General features: G+C 39.4%; 12 protein-coding genes. 2 read left to right on the top strand and 10 right to left on the bottom strand.

The genetic code is table 11. The features are described 5' to 3' along the window. Positions 1 to 66: 66 nt before the first annotated feature. Together TEPIRE1_RS00135 and TEPIRE1_RS00130 are read left to right on the top strand one after the other, a co-directional pair. Positions 67 to 624, top strand: a complete 558-nt coding sequence (locus tag TEPIRE1_RS00135; protein WP_013777166.1) for an IseA DL-endopeptidase inhibitor family protein — start codon at positions 67 to 69, stop codon at positions 622 to 624. An 18-nt stretch (positions 625 to 642) separates the two neighbouring features. Continuing rightward, on the top strand, positions 643 to 1,104 hold the full coding sequence (locus tag TEPIRE1_RS00130) for a hypothetical protein (RefSeq protein ID WP_013777165.1): 462 nt from the start codon (positions 643 to 645) through the stop codon (positions 1,102 to 1,104). 112 nt (positions 1,105 to 1,216) lie between these two features. Here TEPIRE1_RS00130 and TEPIRE1_RS00125 read toward each other — a convergent pair whose 3' ends face one another. The 10 genes from TEPIRE1_RS00125 to TEPIRE1_RS00080 form a co-directional block, all read right to left on the bottom strand. Further along, the gene (locus tag TEPIRE1_RS00125; RefSeq protein WP_013777164.1) at positions 1,217 to 1,390 is read right to left on the bottom strand and encodes a hypothetical protein; all 174 of its coding nucleotides are present in this window, start codon (positions 1,388 to 1,390) and stop codon (positions 1,217 to 1,219) included. A 25-nt stretch (positions 1,391 to 1,415) separates the two neighbouring features. Next, positions 1,416 to 3,320, bottom strand: a complete 1,905-nt coding sequence (locus tag TEPIRE1_RS00120; protein ID WP_013777163.1) for an ABC transporter ATP-binding protein — start codon at positions 3,318 to 3,320, stop codon at positions 1,416 to 1,418. Beyond that, complete coding sequence (locus TEPIRE1_RS00115; RefSeq protein ID WP_013777162.1) at positions 3,317 to 5,044, bottom strand: ABC transporter ATP-binding protein; 1,728 nt, start codon at positions 5,042 to 5,044, stop codon at positions 3,317 to 3,319. Before TEPIRE1_RS00115 ends, TEPIRE1_RS00120 begins: the two co-directional genes overlap by 4 nt. 8 nt (positions 5,045 to 5,052) lie before the next feature. Then, a complete protein-coding gene (locus TEPIRE1_RS00110; RefSeq protein WP_013777161.1) occupies positions 5,053 to 5,502 on the bottom strand; it encodes a MarR family winged helix-turn-helix transcriptional regulator in 450 nt (149 codons plus the stop codon). A gap of 233 nt (positions 5,503 to 5,735) precedes the next feature. Continuing rightward, positions 5,736 to 6,638, bottom strand: coding sequence for a 16S rRNA (cytidine(1402)-2'-O)-methyltransferase (gene rsmI / locus TEPIRE1_RS00105; protein WP_013777160.1), 903 nt, complete (start codon positions 6,636 to 6,638; stop codon positions 5,736 to 5,738). 1 nt (position 6,639) lies between these two features. Then, complete coding sequence (locus TEPIRE1_RS00100; RefSeq protein ID WP_013777159.1) at positions 6,640 to 7,395, bottom strand: tRNA1(Val) (adenine(37)-N6)-methyltransferase; 756 nt, start codon at positions 7,393 to 7,395, stop codon at positions 6,640 to 6,642. Positions 7,396 to 7,697: 302 nt separating this feature from the next. Continuing rightward, the gene (locus tag TEPIRE1_RS00095) at positions 7,698 to 9,134 is read right to left on the bottom strand and encodes a sodium:solute symporter family protein (protein ID WP_013777158.1); all 1,437 of its coding nucleotides are present in this window, start codon (positions 9,132 to 9,134) and stop codon (positions 7,698 to 7,700) included. A 410-nt stretch (positions 9,135 to 9,544) separates the two neighbouring features. Beyond that, positions 9,545 to 10,423 (bottom strand): 4-hydroxy-tetrahydrodipicolinate synthase, encoded by an 879-nt coding sequence (gene dapA / locus TEPIRE1_RS00090; protein WP_013777157.1) that lies wholly within the window; start codon positions 10,421 to 10,423, stop codon positions 9,545 to 9,547. Beyond that, on the bottom strand, positions 10,380 to 11,597 hold the full coding sequence (locus TEPIRE1_RS00085) for an NAD(P)/FAD-dependent oxidoreductase (protein ID WP_013777156.1): 1,218 nt from the start codon (positions 11,595 to 11,597) through the stop codon (positions 10,380 to 10,382). The genes dapA and TEPIRE1_RS00085 overlap by 44 nt, the downstream gene beginning before the upstream one ends. Before the next feature lie 229 nt (positions 11,598 to 11,826). Further along, the gene (locus TEPIRE1_RS00080; RefSeq protein ID WP_013777155.1) at positions 11,827 to 13,524 is read right to left on the bottom strand and encodes a sigma 54-interacting transcriptional regulator; all 1,698 of its coding nucleotides are present in this window, start codon (positions 13,522 to 13,524) and stop codon (positions 11,827 to 11,829) included. Positions 13,525 to 13,603 lie beyond the last annotated feature (79 nt).

Genomic DNA, 13,603 nt, shown 5'->3' with positions numbered 1-13,603 from the left:
CAAAACGTCATCTAAAACGTCTGTATTATAGAAAGCTTAAATTAAAAAATATCAAGGAGAATATAAATGAGATATATAAAATATTTTACATGTTTAGTTATTTCAATTATTGTCATACTTGGAGCTGTTCTTTATAAAGATTTGTCCTTAAGTAAAAATAAAATCTCCGAGGAACAAGCCAAAGAACTTATGTCGAAATCACAGCGCCTGTACCTATCTTTATTAAACGCCAAATCACCTATAGGTGACACAATACCGGATTTAAAAGTGGAAGGTGATAGATATTGGCTGTATGTAAAGGACGAGCGGATAAACTCCAAAGAAAAAATTATGAATCTGCTCAATGAAGTGTACACAAGTAAACTTTCCGAAAAGATTTATAAGGATTTAAAGTTTGAAGAAGCGGACGGCCGCATACGTAGACCGCTGGGTGATTTGGGTACCCTTGCGGATTATGTAAATTCGAAAATCAATCGTATAACTGCCTTTAGAAATAGATGCAAAGTCGAAGCAACTGTACCTCACAACATAGATGATGACGATATAACCTCCTACAGTGAAGAAACAATGGAGTTCTTATATGAGGAAGGTACCGGCTGGCGATTGAATACTTTAGTGTTTTAACAAAGGATGTGGAGAATTATGGACAAAAAAAAGATATTTTTGTATATAACTACAATAATATTGGTTTTGATTTTATCCCTGACAGCATATTTAGCTCTCAAAAATCGTTCTATTCCTTCATTTAAACCGGAAGATTTTAATGTGGAACTTTTATCTGTAACAGTAGATAGAAACATGACTCATAAAGAATACTATAGAATAAGCTATGAAATTTTAATTAAAAATAATGTCCCAAAGCCTTTGAGAATCGAAGCCTTCGGTTATTTCGGTAAAACAGCGGAAAATCTGTTGGCGGAGAATGGGTTGTTGCCATATTTGGAGCTAGGTGTAGGTAAGTTTCCGGCTAATGCAGCTGTAACCACTCATGCAGGTATAACAGTGACGCCCGATATTTATGAAAAATGCCGCAAGGATTTTAATGATTTGACCATTGTGCTTGTTATAAACGGTAGAGATAAATTGCAGTATAAATTGAAATAGGCTGCCATATGGCAGCCTATTTCAATGCTTTTTCGTTCCATATAGCCTGGTCGCCGGCATCGCCGAGACCGGTTTATAAAGGGTATATTATGGGCAAAGAGGGATCGGAAAGCTAGGAGTTTCGCTTGGGGGACCTTTCCAAAGATTTAGCCTTCTCTTTAAACTCGGTTATTAGATTCAATGCCGCCTGTTCACTAACTTGTACCAAAAAGCGGGAATGAGATACCAACATTTGAGTCGCTTCATCGGAGATGATCACTGTATACTTTTTATCGGCGGTTTCCATCAATTACCTCCTGGATGGCTGTTTTTTAAATAACATTTGCTTGCGAATCTTCCATGAAAGCTCCCAGAAATTGGCTCTTGTATAGATCGGCATAAAAACCGCCTTTTGCCATTAGTTCCTCATGGGTGCCTTGTTCTATTATTCGGCCGTGATTCATAACCAATATATTATCCGCATTTCTAATAGTGGATAGACGGTGAGCGATAACGAAGCTCGTTCTATTTTCCATAAGTTCCTTCATGGCTTTTTGAATGGATATTTCCGTTAAGGTATCAACATTGCTGGTTGCTTCATCAAGTATTAATATATCAGGATCTGCCAGTATAGCTCGTGCAATAGTAATAAGCTGCTTTTCTCCATGGGAAATATTGGAAGCATCTTCGTTAAGAACTGTATTGTAGCCTTTAGGAAGTGCTTTTATAAAGTGATGAGCATGAGCCGCCTTAGCAGCTCTTATAATTTCTTCATCAGTAGCCCCTTCTTTTCCATAAGCTATATTTTCTTTAACTGTGCCGCTAAAAAGCCATGTATCTTGAAGAACCATTCCAAAAATCCTTCTAAGATTGCTTCTTTTAATATCTCTTATATCTGTATGGTCTACCATTATCTTGCCTGCATCTATTTCATAAAATCTCATAAGAAGATTTACAAGAGTTGTTTTCCCTGCGCCTGTAGGTCCAACTATAGCAACCATTTGTCCCGGCTCTACATTTATTGTTAAATCTTCAATTAAAGGTTCATCTTTCTTATAGCTAAAATGCACATGGTCTAAATCTACATATCCTTCGGCATTTTCAATAACTGTCGCATCTTCTTTGTCAGGTATTTCTTCTTCTTGATCTAATATTTCAAAGACTCTTTCAGCTGACGCAATTGTAGATTGAATGATATTGGCTATATTTGCGGTTTGAGTTATAGGCTGCGTAAACTGCCGCGAATACTGGATAAAAGCCTGCACATTGCCTATCGTAATACGTCCGCCGGCCACCATTATACCTCCGACAACACATACAAATACATAGCCTAGGTTGCTGATAAAGTTCATGATAGGCATTATTATTCCTGAAACAAATTGAGCCCGCCATGATGCTCCGTAAAGTTCCTCGTTTATGGATCTAAATTCCTCAATAGCATCTTCCTCGTGTCCGAAGGCTTTTACAACATTATGACCGCCATACATTTCTTCTACATGACCGTTTAAATTGCCCAGCACTCTTTGCTGCATAGCAAAATATTTTTGAGAACGAGAGGCGATAGACCTTATGGCTAATAAACTTAGCGGCAGTGTTATCACGGTAACCAATGTCAGCATCGGGCTTATTGTCAGCATCATTACGATTACTCCGATAAGGGTAACAATTGCAGTAATCAGTTGAGTCATACTCTGCTGCAGTGTGGAACTTATATTATCTACATCATTTGTGACTCGGCTTAAAATTTCTCCATATGGGTTTGCATCAAAGAATTTAAGGGGTAGCCTGTTCAATTTCTCCATTATATCTGCCCTCATTTTTCTTACTACGCCTTGGGCTACTCCGGCCATCATATAATGCTGAATATAGCTGAATGCAGAGCTTGATATATATAGGCCAAGTAATATAAGTAAAATGTGGATTATATAGGGAAAATCTATATGGGCCCCGGGTTCATTATGCAGTATAGCCATAGAACCTTCGAAAAGCTTGGTTGTTGCCATACCCATAATTTTTGGACCTAAGATATTAAATATTGTGCCGAGGGCTGCCATACAAAACACGACTAAGATTATCGGCACATACGGTTTTATATAATTTAAAAGCCTCATCAAGCTGCCTTTAAAATCCTTGGGCTTTTCCACAGCCCTTGCCATAGGCGGTCCGCCGCCGCGGCCTTTTCTGTCTCTTGCTCCTCCCAGTTTGTGGCTGTCAATTCTCTCATTTTCACTGCTCATGCTATTTCCTCCTCTGAAAGCTGCGAAAGAACAATATTCCTGTAAGTTTCACAGTTTTCATAGAGTTCTTTGTGTTTGCCTATGCCTGCTATTCGACCTTCATCTAATACAATTATTTGATCTGCATTCATAACTGTTGCGACACGCTGAGCTACAATTATCATAGTAGAATTCTTGGTCTCTTTGCTTAATGCTACTCTAAGCTTAGCATCTGTTTTAAAATCCAATGCAGAAAAACTATCGTCAAACATGTATATTTTCGGCTTTTTTACAATTGCTCTTGCAATACAAATTCTCTGCTTTTGTCCGCCCGAAACGTTAAGGCCGCCTTCTGCAATCATGGTATCAAAACCATCTTTCATTCCGTTTATAAATTCTGATGCTTGGGCAATTTCTGCCGCATGCCGCACTTCTTCATCTGTAGCATCTTCTTTGCCATATCTTATGTTTTCGGCAATCGTGCCCGTAAATAAGACAGACTTTTGCGGCACATAACCTATCCATGAACGAAGAACTTTTTGCGGGATGTCTCTTATGTCAATTCCATCTATAGTTATTTTGCCGGAGGTTACATCATAAAACCTCATAATAAGATTTGAAATAGTGGACTTTCCTGAACCTGTGGCACCTATTATCGCAGTAGTGCGTCCCGGCAGTGCCTTAAAAGATATATTGGATAGTGCCGGCTCTTCAGCATCAGGATATTTAAATGTTACATCGTCGAACTCTAATATTCCCTTTATTTCTTTTGGAATGACAGGATTTTCAGGATCTACTATTTCAGGTTCCATATTTAATACTTCTTTGATTCTTTCTACCGATGCAGCTGCACGCGGTATCATTATAAACATCATAGAAAGCATCATTGTGGAAAACATTATTTCCATAGCGTATTGAATAAACGCAAGGAGATCCCCCACTTCCATTATTGCCGCATTTATTTTAAGGCTTCCATACCACACAATGGCGACAGTCGTAACATTAAATATCAGCATGATAAGAGGCATCATAATAGCCATTAACCTGTTTACTCTTATAGCAACATTGGTAAGATCAATATTTGCAGCATTAAAACGTTTTTTCTCATGCTCTACTCGGTTAAAGGCTCGAATAACTCTAACACCTGTAAGATTTTCTCTCATTACCCTGTTTACTGTGTCGATTTTGAGTTGCATGGCTCTGAAAAGAGGTAATGAAAACTTTGATAATACTACTATTACCCCTGCTATTATAGGCACAACTATCCAAAAAACAAAAGACAGGCTTGGTGCAGTAGATACTGCCATTATTATAGCGCCTATAGCCATTATGGGAGACATTACGACCATTCTAAAAAATATCATTGCAACCATTTGCAGCTGAGTTACATCATTTGTGGTTCTTGTTATAAGAGAGGCTGTTCCTATTTTGTTAAATTCATTAAGGGAAAAACTTTCTACTTTCTCGAAAATACTTTCTCTAAGTGACTTACCAAAACCCATAGCAGCCCTGGAAGAACAGTAACTTGCCGCTATCGCTGCGCCTACAGCACCGAGAGCTACAAACAGCATTTTCCCTCCTACGGCAAGAATGTAACCGGTATCTGTGTTTACTATGCCGGTATTTACGATATCTGCAAGCATCGACGGCAGCATCAGCTGTGACATCGCCTGGCAGAATATAAAGATCAATGATGCTAAAATGAATGGCCAATATGGTTTTAAATTACTTAAGATTTTTTTCATAAAATTAATCACCTCTTATTAGCCTCAATAGATTCTTTAAGATTATCCCTTATTCTTTTAAAAAGTCTGTTAAGAATGTTCTTTTCCTCATTTGATAGCCTGCTAAACATTCTTTCTTCTATGCATTGTATTTCTTTATATATACTTTTGCACAGTTTCCTTCCGTATTCAGTAAGGTATACGCGCACAACCCGCTGGTCAGTTTCATCTTGGACTCTTTTTACCACTCCTGCTTTTTCCATTCGCTTCAGCATAATGGTAACAGTAGGAGCTTTCATTTTTAAGCTGCGTGCAAGTTCCGCTTGACTCTGTCCGTCGTTTTTATAAAGTGCAAACAGCAAAGGCGGCTGCCCAGGATAAACATCCCTTTTTTGAAACGACCTATGCGTCTTCAGGTAATGTAATCTTGCAATCTCCAGAAAGAGAGCATAATTTGATTCAGGGTCTAAACAATTCATTTAAATCCTCACTCTCTAATTTACTTAGATGTCTAACGAATTTGTATTATATCACTTAAAATACAAAAGTCAATAATATATTTTACAAAAATCTGGGCTGTCTTCCAAATAGACAGCAAAGCCTATATCCCTGTTATGCAAGGGTTATAGGCTTTTTTTCTTGGCTTTAGATGTAAAAGTCGGTTATATATCATCAATTAATAAAGGTGTCAATAAGAAAAAATTGGCACCTTTTAAGTCTGTTTTTCTTTGGCATCAGATTTTTTTATCAGCAGCTCATATGCTTGGTTTCTTGAGAGTCCTAGTTGTTTAGCAGCTCTTTTCATTGCCTGATTTTTAGAAAGACCTTCTTCCATCTCATTTTGCATAATCAACCAAAGTTTATCTGCAAGATGAGATTCCGAAAGTTCCGGTTCACTTATACCATCTACCGATGTTTTGGCAGATTTTTGCCCAGAATGTGCACCCTCCACGACAATAACCATCTCACCCCTGGGCGACTTTACATGGAATCTTTCTATTACCTCTTCAATAGTCCCTCGAATAAATTCTTCATGTACCTTGGTCATCTCCCGGGCAATGACAATCTGCCGATTCCCCAAAGCATCCTTTAAGGCTTTTAATGTTTTTATTATACGGTGTGGTGCCTCATAGAATATCAGTGTCCTTTGTTCATCTGCCAGCTCTTTTAGTGTTTGCTTTTTCTCTTTAGTTTTTTGAGGCAAAAAACCTTCAAATGCAAATCGCTTGGTAGAAAGGCCGGAAGCTACCAAAGCACATATGGCGGCTGCCGCTCCGGGAAGTGGTACCACCCGGATATCTTGCTCAATAGCATCCTTTACTAAATCTTCCCCCGGATCTGAAAGGCCGGGAGTTCCTGCATCAGTTACAAGAGCAACATCTTTGCCTTCCTTTAAAAGCTCAATAACCTTAGGGCCTTTTGTCATCTTGTTATGCTCATGGTAACTGGTCAGAGGTGTTGTTATTTCAAAATGATTTAACAATTTTATGGTAACACGTGTATCCTCAGCGGCTATTAAATCTACTTCTTTTAATATTTTTAAAGCTCTCAGCGTGATATCTTCCAGATTTCCTATTGGTGTAGGACACAGATATAAAATACCCGGCTTACTCATCTTAAACCTCCGGTCGTTTTCCAAAATATATTTGTTTTATCTCATCGGTATAGCTTCCGTCACTGTTGTAAACCACGAGAGGCGGAAGTATTTTTATGCCGCCTGAGGCACCCTTTTTTGCCATCATCAAAAACAAGTTCGGACCGGCTTGGGCTTTTGGATGGATAAAACGCAGGATTTTAGGTTCAAGGCCTAATGATCTCATTTTATATATAACATCTACAAGCCTTACGGTTCGATATACCATATAGAAGCAACCGCCAAAGCTCAATAACTGCCACGAAACCTTTGCCACATCCTCCAGTGTAGCAGCAACTTCATGTCTGGCAACGGCTATGCTCGGATTAGGGCTGATTTTGCCTTCATTTATCATCATATACGGTGGATTTGTTACCACAACAGAAAAACTCTCCCTACCGAAAATCTTGACAGCTTCCTTTAAATCGCCATGGACTATTTTAACTCGCTCTTCGAGCCTATTCATCTTTACATTTCTTACCGCACGATCAAAGGCTTCTCCGACTATCTCTATACCTACAATCTCCTTGGCATCAGTCTTGGCTGAAAGCAATAGAGCAATTACGCCGCTTCCCGTTCCAATATCTATTACTCTGTCATTTTTATCAGCTTTTATAAAATTTGCCAAAAGTACCGAATCTATGGCAAATTTATATGAGTCTTGCTTTTGGATGATTTTTAAGCCGTCACACAGCAAATCATCAATTTGCTCGTTTGGATATTTTAAGAATTTGTCCACTTAAATTCACCTTTACGCTACAATATCTGATTTCATTATACCAAATGCCTATTTAATTAACAATTAATTATATGGAATACCGCATTATGCCGGCTATTTAAAAAGATGGAACAGCCTCTTCTTGCTTAGTTTACATAGTGCAATCCTACCCTAGCGCCAAAAGTATTTTGCATATAAAAAGACCCCTCCATTGCAAAGTTTTATATACCACCATTTAAGTAAACAGTTTTAATATTTTCGCTGTTTGCTTTGCATATAAATCTTGCAGGGAGAGGCCTTTTATTTATATCGTGTATCTGCGGTTAGGCTGATACCGAATTGCTGCTGGTTCTTGTAAACATGGAAATAACGATTATAAGCAGAGCCGAAACTCCAAGAGCAATTAAGATTTTAAATGTACCAAGGGCATCGATTTGAGATAAAACGGCCCCTACTATCATTCCAACTCTAGCACCCCAAGGCGTTACCTTACTATTGCATTTACCCATTTCAAAAGATTCATCGGGTCTTTCCTTCCAGAGCAAACCTACAATAAGAAGGGGGACTAAGCCGCCACCGGCCATGGAATATGCTCTGGAAAATAAGCCTAAAATCGAATCGGAATAAATGGAAATAACAGCAGCCAAGATACCTACAATAACAGTCAATGCTCTTACGATTGTAACCAATTGAGCATCAGTAAGATCAGGCTTGAATACCGCAACAATGTCATTGGTCATAAGAACAGTTGCTGAGTTCAGGTTTGAATCAGCTGAAGACATGCCTGCTGCCATTATACACATAAAAATACCAACTGCCACAGTGGTAGGTACCATGTTCATCATAAACCACGGCATAGGATCTTCTCCGGTAAGATTTGGATTTATAGTATATATAATCATACCGACTATAGCAGTAAGCATAACAAAAATAATTGCAATGGTACCGCTGGAAAGCAAGCCATTGCGCGCAGTTCTTGAGTCCTTGGCAGCAAAACAGCTCTGCCAGTACATCTGCGCCGCTAATATTCCAACACAGCCCGTTACAAAGTTGGCTAGTGCAACGCTGTAATCTGCACCGCTCAAGCTCCACATTTCGGCTTTCCCCATTGCTGCAAGGCGAGTACCTATTTCGGCAAAACTGAAATTAACAGCCTTAAAGGCTTCAAAATAGAACATGCTGCCGAATACTATGACCAGAAGACCTAGCACAAAGTCCATCCAAACCAGGGAATAATAACCGCCGACAGTAGTATATATGATATAAATAGCTGTAAACAAAAAGACTATAGGCACGGGATTAGCACCTGTTATAACATGAAATATGCTTCCAAAACCTTTGGCTTGGCCACCTGTCCAGGCAATCATAATGCTGCAAGCCAGGATTGCTGCAATAACGCGCGTTACTTTATCTTTGACAATCAAATCATCAATCATTTCAATATACGTATTATAAGTAAATCTTCCGGCAAAACCTGCAAATATCAATGCAAAAATTATTTTTGACCCCTGCTCACCTAATATAAAAAACAGCCAGGGAAGACCGTTCGCATAACCTTTTGCCGCATGACCCACAAAATTTCCAACACCCATGATATTTGCAAATTCTGTAAAGAATATAAGGAAGAGCGGTAAGCTTCCGCCTGCAATCGAATAATCAGCAAAGCTTGCACTAGCCTTATGGCTTACCTTAAACGAAATCCAAAGAAAAAATATTCCCAGAACTATAGTGGCCATCCAAAGCAGCGTGCCAAGACTCATAATAATACCTCCTGTCAATTAGACTTTATTCGGGTTTCGCAATATGGATAATTACAGGATAACAAAGACGGTTCGCCTTCAAATCTCTTGGATTGAAAAGAAAACACCTCTAACCTTACAGCTGTTAACCGGTTAACGTAATTTATCCGAAAAGCTCCACCTCCCTTGTCTTGAATTTTTATGCTTCTAACAGCGCCTTTACGCTTGAAAAGCCTGATTTGACACGAAAAATTATATAAATAATTTGGTAGGCGGTAATACAAGCGTATTATAGATTCTAAATTTGCTCATATTGTTTTCGCTCATACTACTGCCTACTCTTTAGTTTATATATTTTTGGTTGCAGGTTTATATTTTTACGTTTTAAAATTACACCGCCACTTATTTTTAAGTTAAGAAAATTATTATGTTTACTCTATTTTGCCAAGTTTTCTCAGTTCACTTCTCAAAATTGTTATTGTATTCTCATCAGCCGGACACAGCGGAAGTCGAAGGCCTCCTACCTGAACACCTATTAGGTTAAGAGCGGCCTTGACCGGGATGGGATTTGTGATTACGAATAGGGCTTTAAATATATTGAAAAGTTTCAAGTGAATTTCTTTTGCCTTTTTTGTATTACCTTCTTCAAAGCTCGTTATCATCTGTTTTATCTCGCTGCCTACCACATGTGATGCTACGCTTATAACTCCCTGTGCTCCAAGTGCCAGCATGGGAAGTGTCAAGCTGTCGTCTCCGCTGTAAATCTCAAGGTTCGGTGCAAGAAGCCTCGTTTTGCTTGTCTTGTCAAGATTGCCTACGGCGTCTTTTACCGCTGCAACATTTTTAATTTCTGAAAGTCTTGCCAGTGTTTCGGGCTCAATGGTAACTGCTGTTCGTCCGGGTACGTTATATGGCACTACTGGAATATTCACTGCTTCAGCAATTGCTTTAAAATGCCGATAAAGTCCTTCTTGTGTTGGTTTGTTATAGTATGGTGACACCAATAACAGACCATCTACACCAACTTTTTCAGCCTTTTGGGACAGTTCAATGCTGTGTAAAGTTGAATTACTTCCTGTACCTGCCATAATTTTAGCTCGCTTGCCGGCTATTTCCTTGCAGGCTTTAAATAAATCCAATTTTTCTTCATCCGTAAGTGTCGGTGACTCACCTGTCGTGCCTGCTACCAGCAAAGTATCTGTTCCTGTTGCCAGTAAATGTTCTATTAAGTTTTCCAATGCCTTATAATCTATGTTCAGCTCTTCATCAAAGGGTGTAACCATAGCAGTTATGACTTTTCCGAAAATCATTTATATCTTCCTCCTTAAATCTTTCTAATGAAAGTTTACTTATGTCTATATCCAGGGATGTTCTGCCTTTGGTAATCAAATCACACAAAATCCTGCCGGTAATCGCAGAAAGGGCTATACCATCGCCCTCATGACCGGCAGCCATATAGAATCCTTCCACCTGCCGTACGCTTCCAAGTATTGGAAGACCGTCCGGGGTGTATGGCCTTAGACCTGCAAAGCTGCGGATAATGCTTATGTCTTTGAGTGCAGGAACTAATTTGGCCGCATGCTTTAACACCGCGCGCAGCGCTCTATGGGTAGTATTTTTACTATATCCCGCGAACTCTCGAGTTCCGCCTATTAATATGTTGCCGTTTTCGGTCTGACCCAGAGAAAGACCCACGCCCAATTGTGCATTTTCATCGTTGCCCAAAAGCTCTGGTTTGAACTTGGCTGTAATGTACTTAGCGCAATTGATATCGCCATGAATCAGCGGTGCTACCGGCTCTGTAACCATAATTTGACCCCGCCGAGGCACTATTGGTACATCAATGCCCACCATTGCACTAATAAATGGCGCATATACTCCACAGGCATTTACCACGGCACGTGTCATTATTTCCCCGTGATCCGTCACTACTGAGCACACTCGGCCATTTTCCAATTTTATTGCTTTCACCTCTGTGCCCAGCATCTCTTTAGCACCATACTTTTTCGCTCCCCTAAAAAATCCCAGTGTGAGATAGATTGGATTTACTTCGCTATCCATTGGGCTGTAAGTAGAACCAACAATATCCTTTGCAAATGCCGGCTGTTTTTGCCTTGCCTCATCCCTTTCAAGCAGTTTTACCGAAAGGCCAAGCTTGTTCTGCCTTTCTACGAATTGCTCCATTACCTGCCACTGCTCTTGGGTATAAATAACTATCATACCGCCGGCATTTTTAAACTCTATATCCACATCCAAATCCCTTTGCAAATCAGAAAAAAGTTTAATACCCTCTAGTGCCATCTTAAGATGTAAACCTGGGTTTTTAGATTGCAAGAGCACCGCTTTATCACAGGCACCGGAGGTACCTGAAGCAATATCATTTTTCTCCACCAGTATGACCGATACTCCTTTTTTTGCCAGGTGGTATGCCACCGAACAACCGATAACACCACCGCCAATTACTACAACATCTGCTTGCTGCATGGAGTTTCCCCTTTCATGATTGACTTATAATATTATATAATATGCAAATAGTATGCCAAAAGACTACTGCACTTTTTCAAGCTATAAAAGGGCATTTCTATTTATCATTTTTATAAATATTATAAGCTTTGACGAGTTGCTATGCTAAAATATTTAGAAAATATCAGTGCTGCCGCATATTTCTAAAAATTAGAATAGAATTTCTAATTTTTAGATAGGATATTTTCCCCTAGTCATTAATACCATACTTCTTTATTTTGTTATAGAGCGTCGCAAGTGAAATTTTTAGTGCATTAGCGGCATTTTGTTTGCCTCTTACGCTTGTTCCATATTCCTCAAGCGCCATTTTAATCATCTTACATTCCATTTCCTCAAGGGATAAAATGCCAGTCTTGTCTTTGCCCCTTTTTTTAAGCTGATTAAAGTAGGGAAGCAGTAAGTCCTCAGTAATCCACTCACCTTCGGCCATGAGAATTGTCCTTTCAAAAATATTTTTGAGTTCTCGCACATTGCCCGGCCATTGATAAGACAGCAGCAGTTCCTGAGCTTTATTAGTCAAGCCTTTAACATTTTTATAGAATTTTCGATTAAATTCCTTTATATATGTTTCGGCCAGGGCTACTATATCCTCCTTTCTCTCCCTAAGCGGCGGTATATGAATATTGATAACATTTAGCCTGAAGTAAAGGTCTTCTCGAAAACGGCCGCGTCGGATAAGCTCTAATAAGTTCTGATTAGTGGCAGAAATAATGCGGACATCGATTTTTATCGGATGTGTTCCACCTACTCTCTCAATTTCCTGTTCCTGAATTACCCGAAGGAGTTTTGCCTGAAGCACATGGCTCATATCTCCTATTTCATCCAAGAAAATCGTACCACCGTTTGCCAGCTCAAATTTACCTAGCTTCAGCTTTCCGGCCCCTGTAAAGGCTCCGGCTTCATAGCCGAAAAGTTCACTCTCTAAGAGGTTCTCAGGAATTGCAGCACAATTAACTTTTATAAAGGGTTTATTGCTACGCCTGCTCCCACCGTGCAGTGCATTTGCGAACAGTTCCTTACCTGTGCCGCTTTCACCGGTTATTAATAAGGTGGAGTCCTCTCGAGCAGCTTTTTTAGCCATATTGATTACATCCTTCATAGCAGAGCTTTTGCATATAATATCCTCAAAGCTGCCCTTGCCTTCATTCATTTTTTTAATTTCATCCTTCAAACCATCGATTAACGTTGTGGACCTCTTTAGTTCCTTAGTCAGTCGAATTACTTCACTGATATCTTGAAACACCACAACCGCTCCGGTCATTTCACCATTTACAATGACAGGTGAGGCATTAGAGATGACTTGGGCATTAGACCCCACGGCTCGGTTAGGTTTTCCTATACAGGGTTTGCCGGTTTTTAAAACCTCGGCTAATGCTCCATCCGCGGAAACGTCGAAAACATTAGTACCAATGCGCTGACTGGCGGGAATGCCGGTAATGCGTGTAAAACCTTCATTTACATATTGGATTATTCCGTTTTTATCCACCATCTGAATGCCTTCCTGAGCCGAGTTTAAAATTACCGACAATTGCTCTTTTATTTCCTTTATCTTTAAAAGTTCTTCCCTGTCCCTGATTACCGTAAGCATTATGTTAGCAGTTCTGGCATCAACCAATGTGGTAAAATCAGGTATTATTACTTGCAGTTGCTGAACTAACTCTTTATCTCCGGTTACTTCAAATATTACATCGAAGCGACAAGCTTTGAGCATAGTTTTCGGATCATCAAAACAATTTATACCTTTGTTCCTTGCAAGCCGTAATCCCGGAGCTAAAGGATTTATATCGGCAATTCCCATGATTTTGATATTATCAAAATCCGCCATTGTTTCTATTAAAGCTGTACCTCCTTTACCGGCTCCAATAATCCCTACTGATAATTCCAGCATTTTTCCCCCTCCACAGTTATTGGATGTTAAACTATGATTCAACGAAATTTTTTAAATTCCTGCTTTGAAATTAAAAAAC

The organism is Tepidanaerobacter acetatoxydans Re1, assembly GCF_000328765.2.
GTDB classification, from domain to species: domain Bacteria; phylum Bacillota; class Thermosediminibacteria; order Thermosediminibacterales; family Tepidanaerobacteraceae; genus Tepidanaerobacter; species Tepidanaerobacter acetatoxydans.
The sequence above is the reverse complement of the archived record's forward strand: the minus strand, read 5'-3'. Positions and strand labels throughout refer to the sequence as shown.

Excerpts from the sequence above, each read along its gene's own strand:
- TEPIRE1_RS00135 (WP_013777166.1), top strand. The coding sequence starts at position 67 with ATGAGATATATAAAATATTTTACATGTTTAGTTATTTCAATTATTGTC.
- TEPIRE1_RS00130 (WP_013777165.1), top strand. The coding sequence starts at position 643 with ATGGACAAAAAAAAGATATTTTTGTATATAACTACAATAATATTGGTT.
- TEPIRE1_RS00125 (WP_013777164.1), bottom strand. The coding sequence starts at position 1,390 with ATGGAAACCGCCGATAAAAAGTATACAGTGATCATCTCCGATGAAGCG.
- TEPIRE1_RS00120 (WP_013777163.1), bottom strand. The coding sequence starts at position 3,320 with ATGAGCAGTGAAAATGAGAGAATTGACAGCCACAAACTGGGAGGAGCA.
- TEPIRE1_RS00115 (WP_013777162.1), bottom strand. The coding sequence starts at position 5,044 with ATGAAAAAAATCTTAAGTAATTTAAAACCATATTGGCCATTCATTTTA.
- TEPIRE1_RS00110 (WP_013777161.1), bottom strand. The coding sequence starts at position 5,502 with ATGAATTGTTTAGACCCTGAATCAAATTATGCTCTCTTTCTGGAGATT.
- rsmI (WP_013777160.1), bottom strand. The coding sequence starts at position 6,638 with ATGAGTAAGCCGGGTATTTTATATCTGTGTCCTACACCAATAGGAAAT.
- TEPIRE1_RS00095 (WP_013777158.1), bottom strand. The coding sequence starts at position 9,134 with ATGAGTCTTGGCACGCTGCTTTGGATGGCCACTATAGTTCTGGGAATA.
- dapA (WP_013777157.1), bottom strand. The coding sequence starts at position 10,423 with ATGATTTTCGGAAAAGTCATAACTGCTATGGTTACACCCTTTGATGAA.
- TEPIRE1_RS00085 (WP_013777156.1), bottom strand. The coding sequence starts at position 11,597 with ATGCAGCAAGCAGATGTTGTAGTAATTGGCGGTGGTGTTATCGGTTGT.
- TEPIRE1_RS00080 (WP_013777155.1), bottom strand. The coding sequence starts at position 13,524 with ATGCTGGAATTATCAGTAGGGATTATTGGAGCCGGTAAAGGAGGTACA.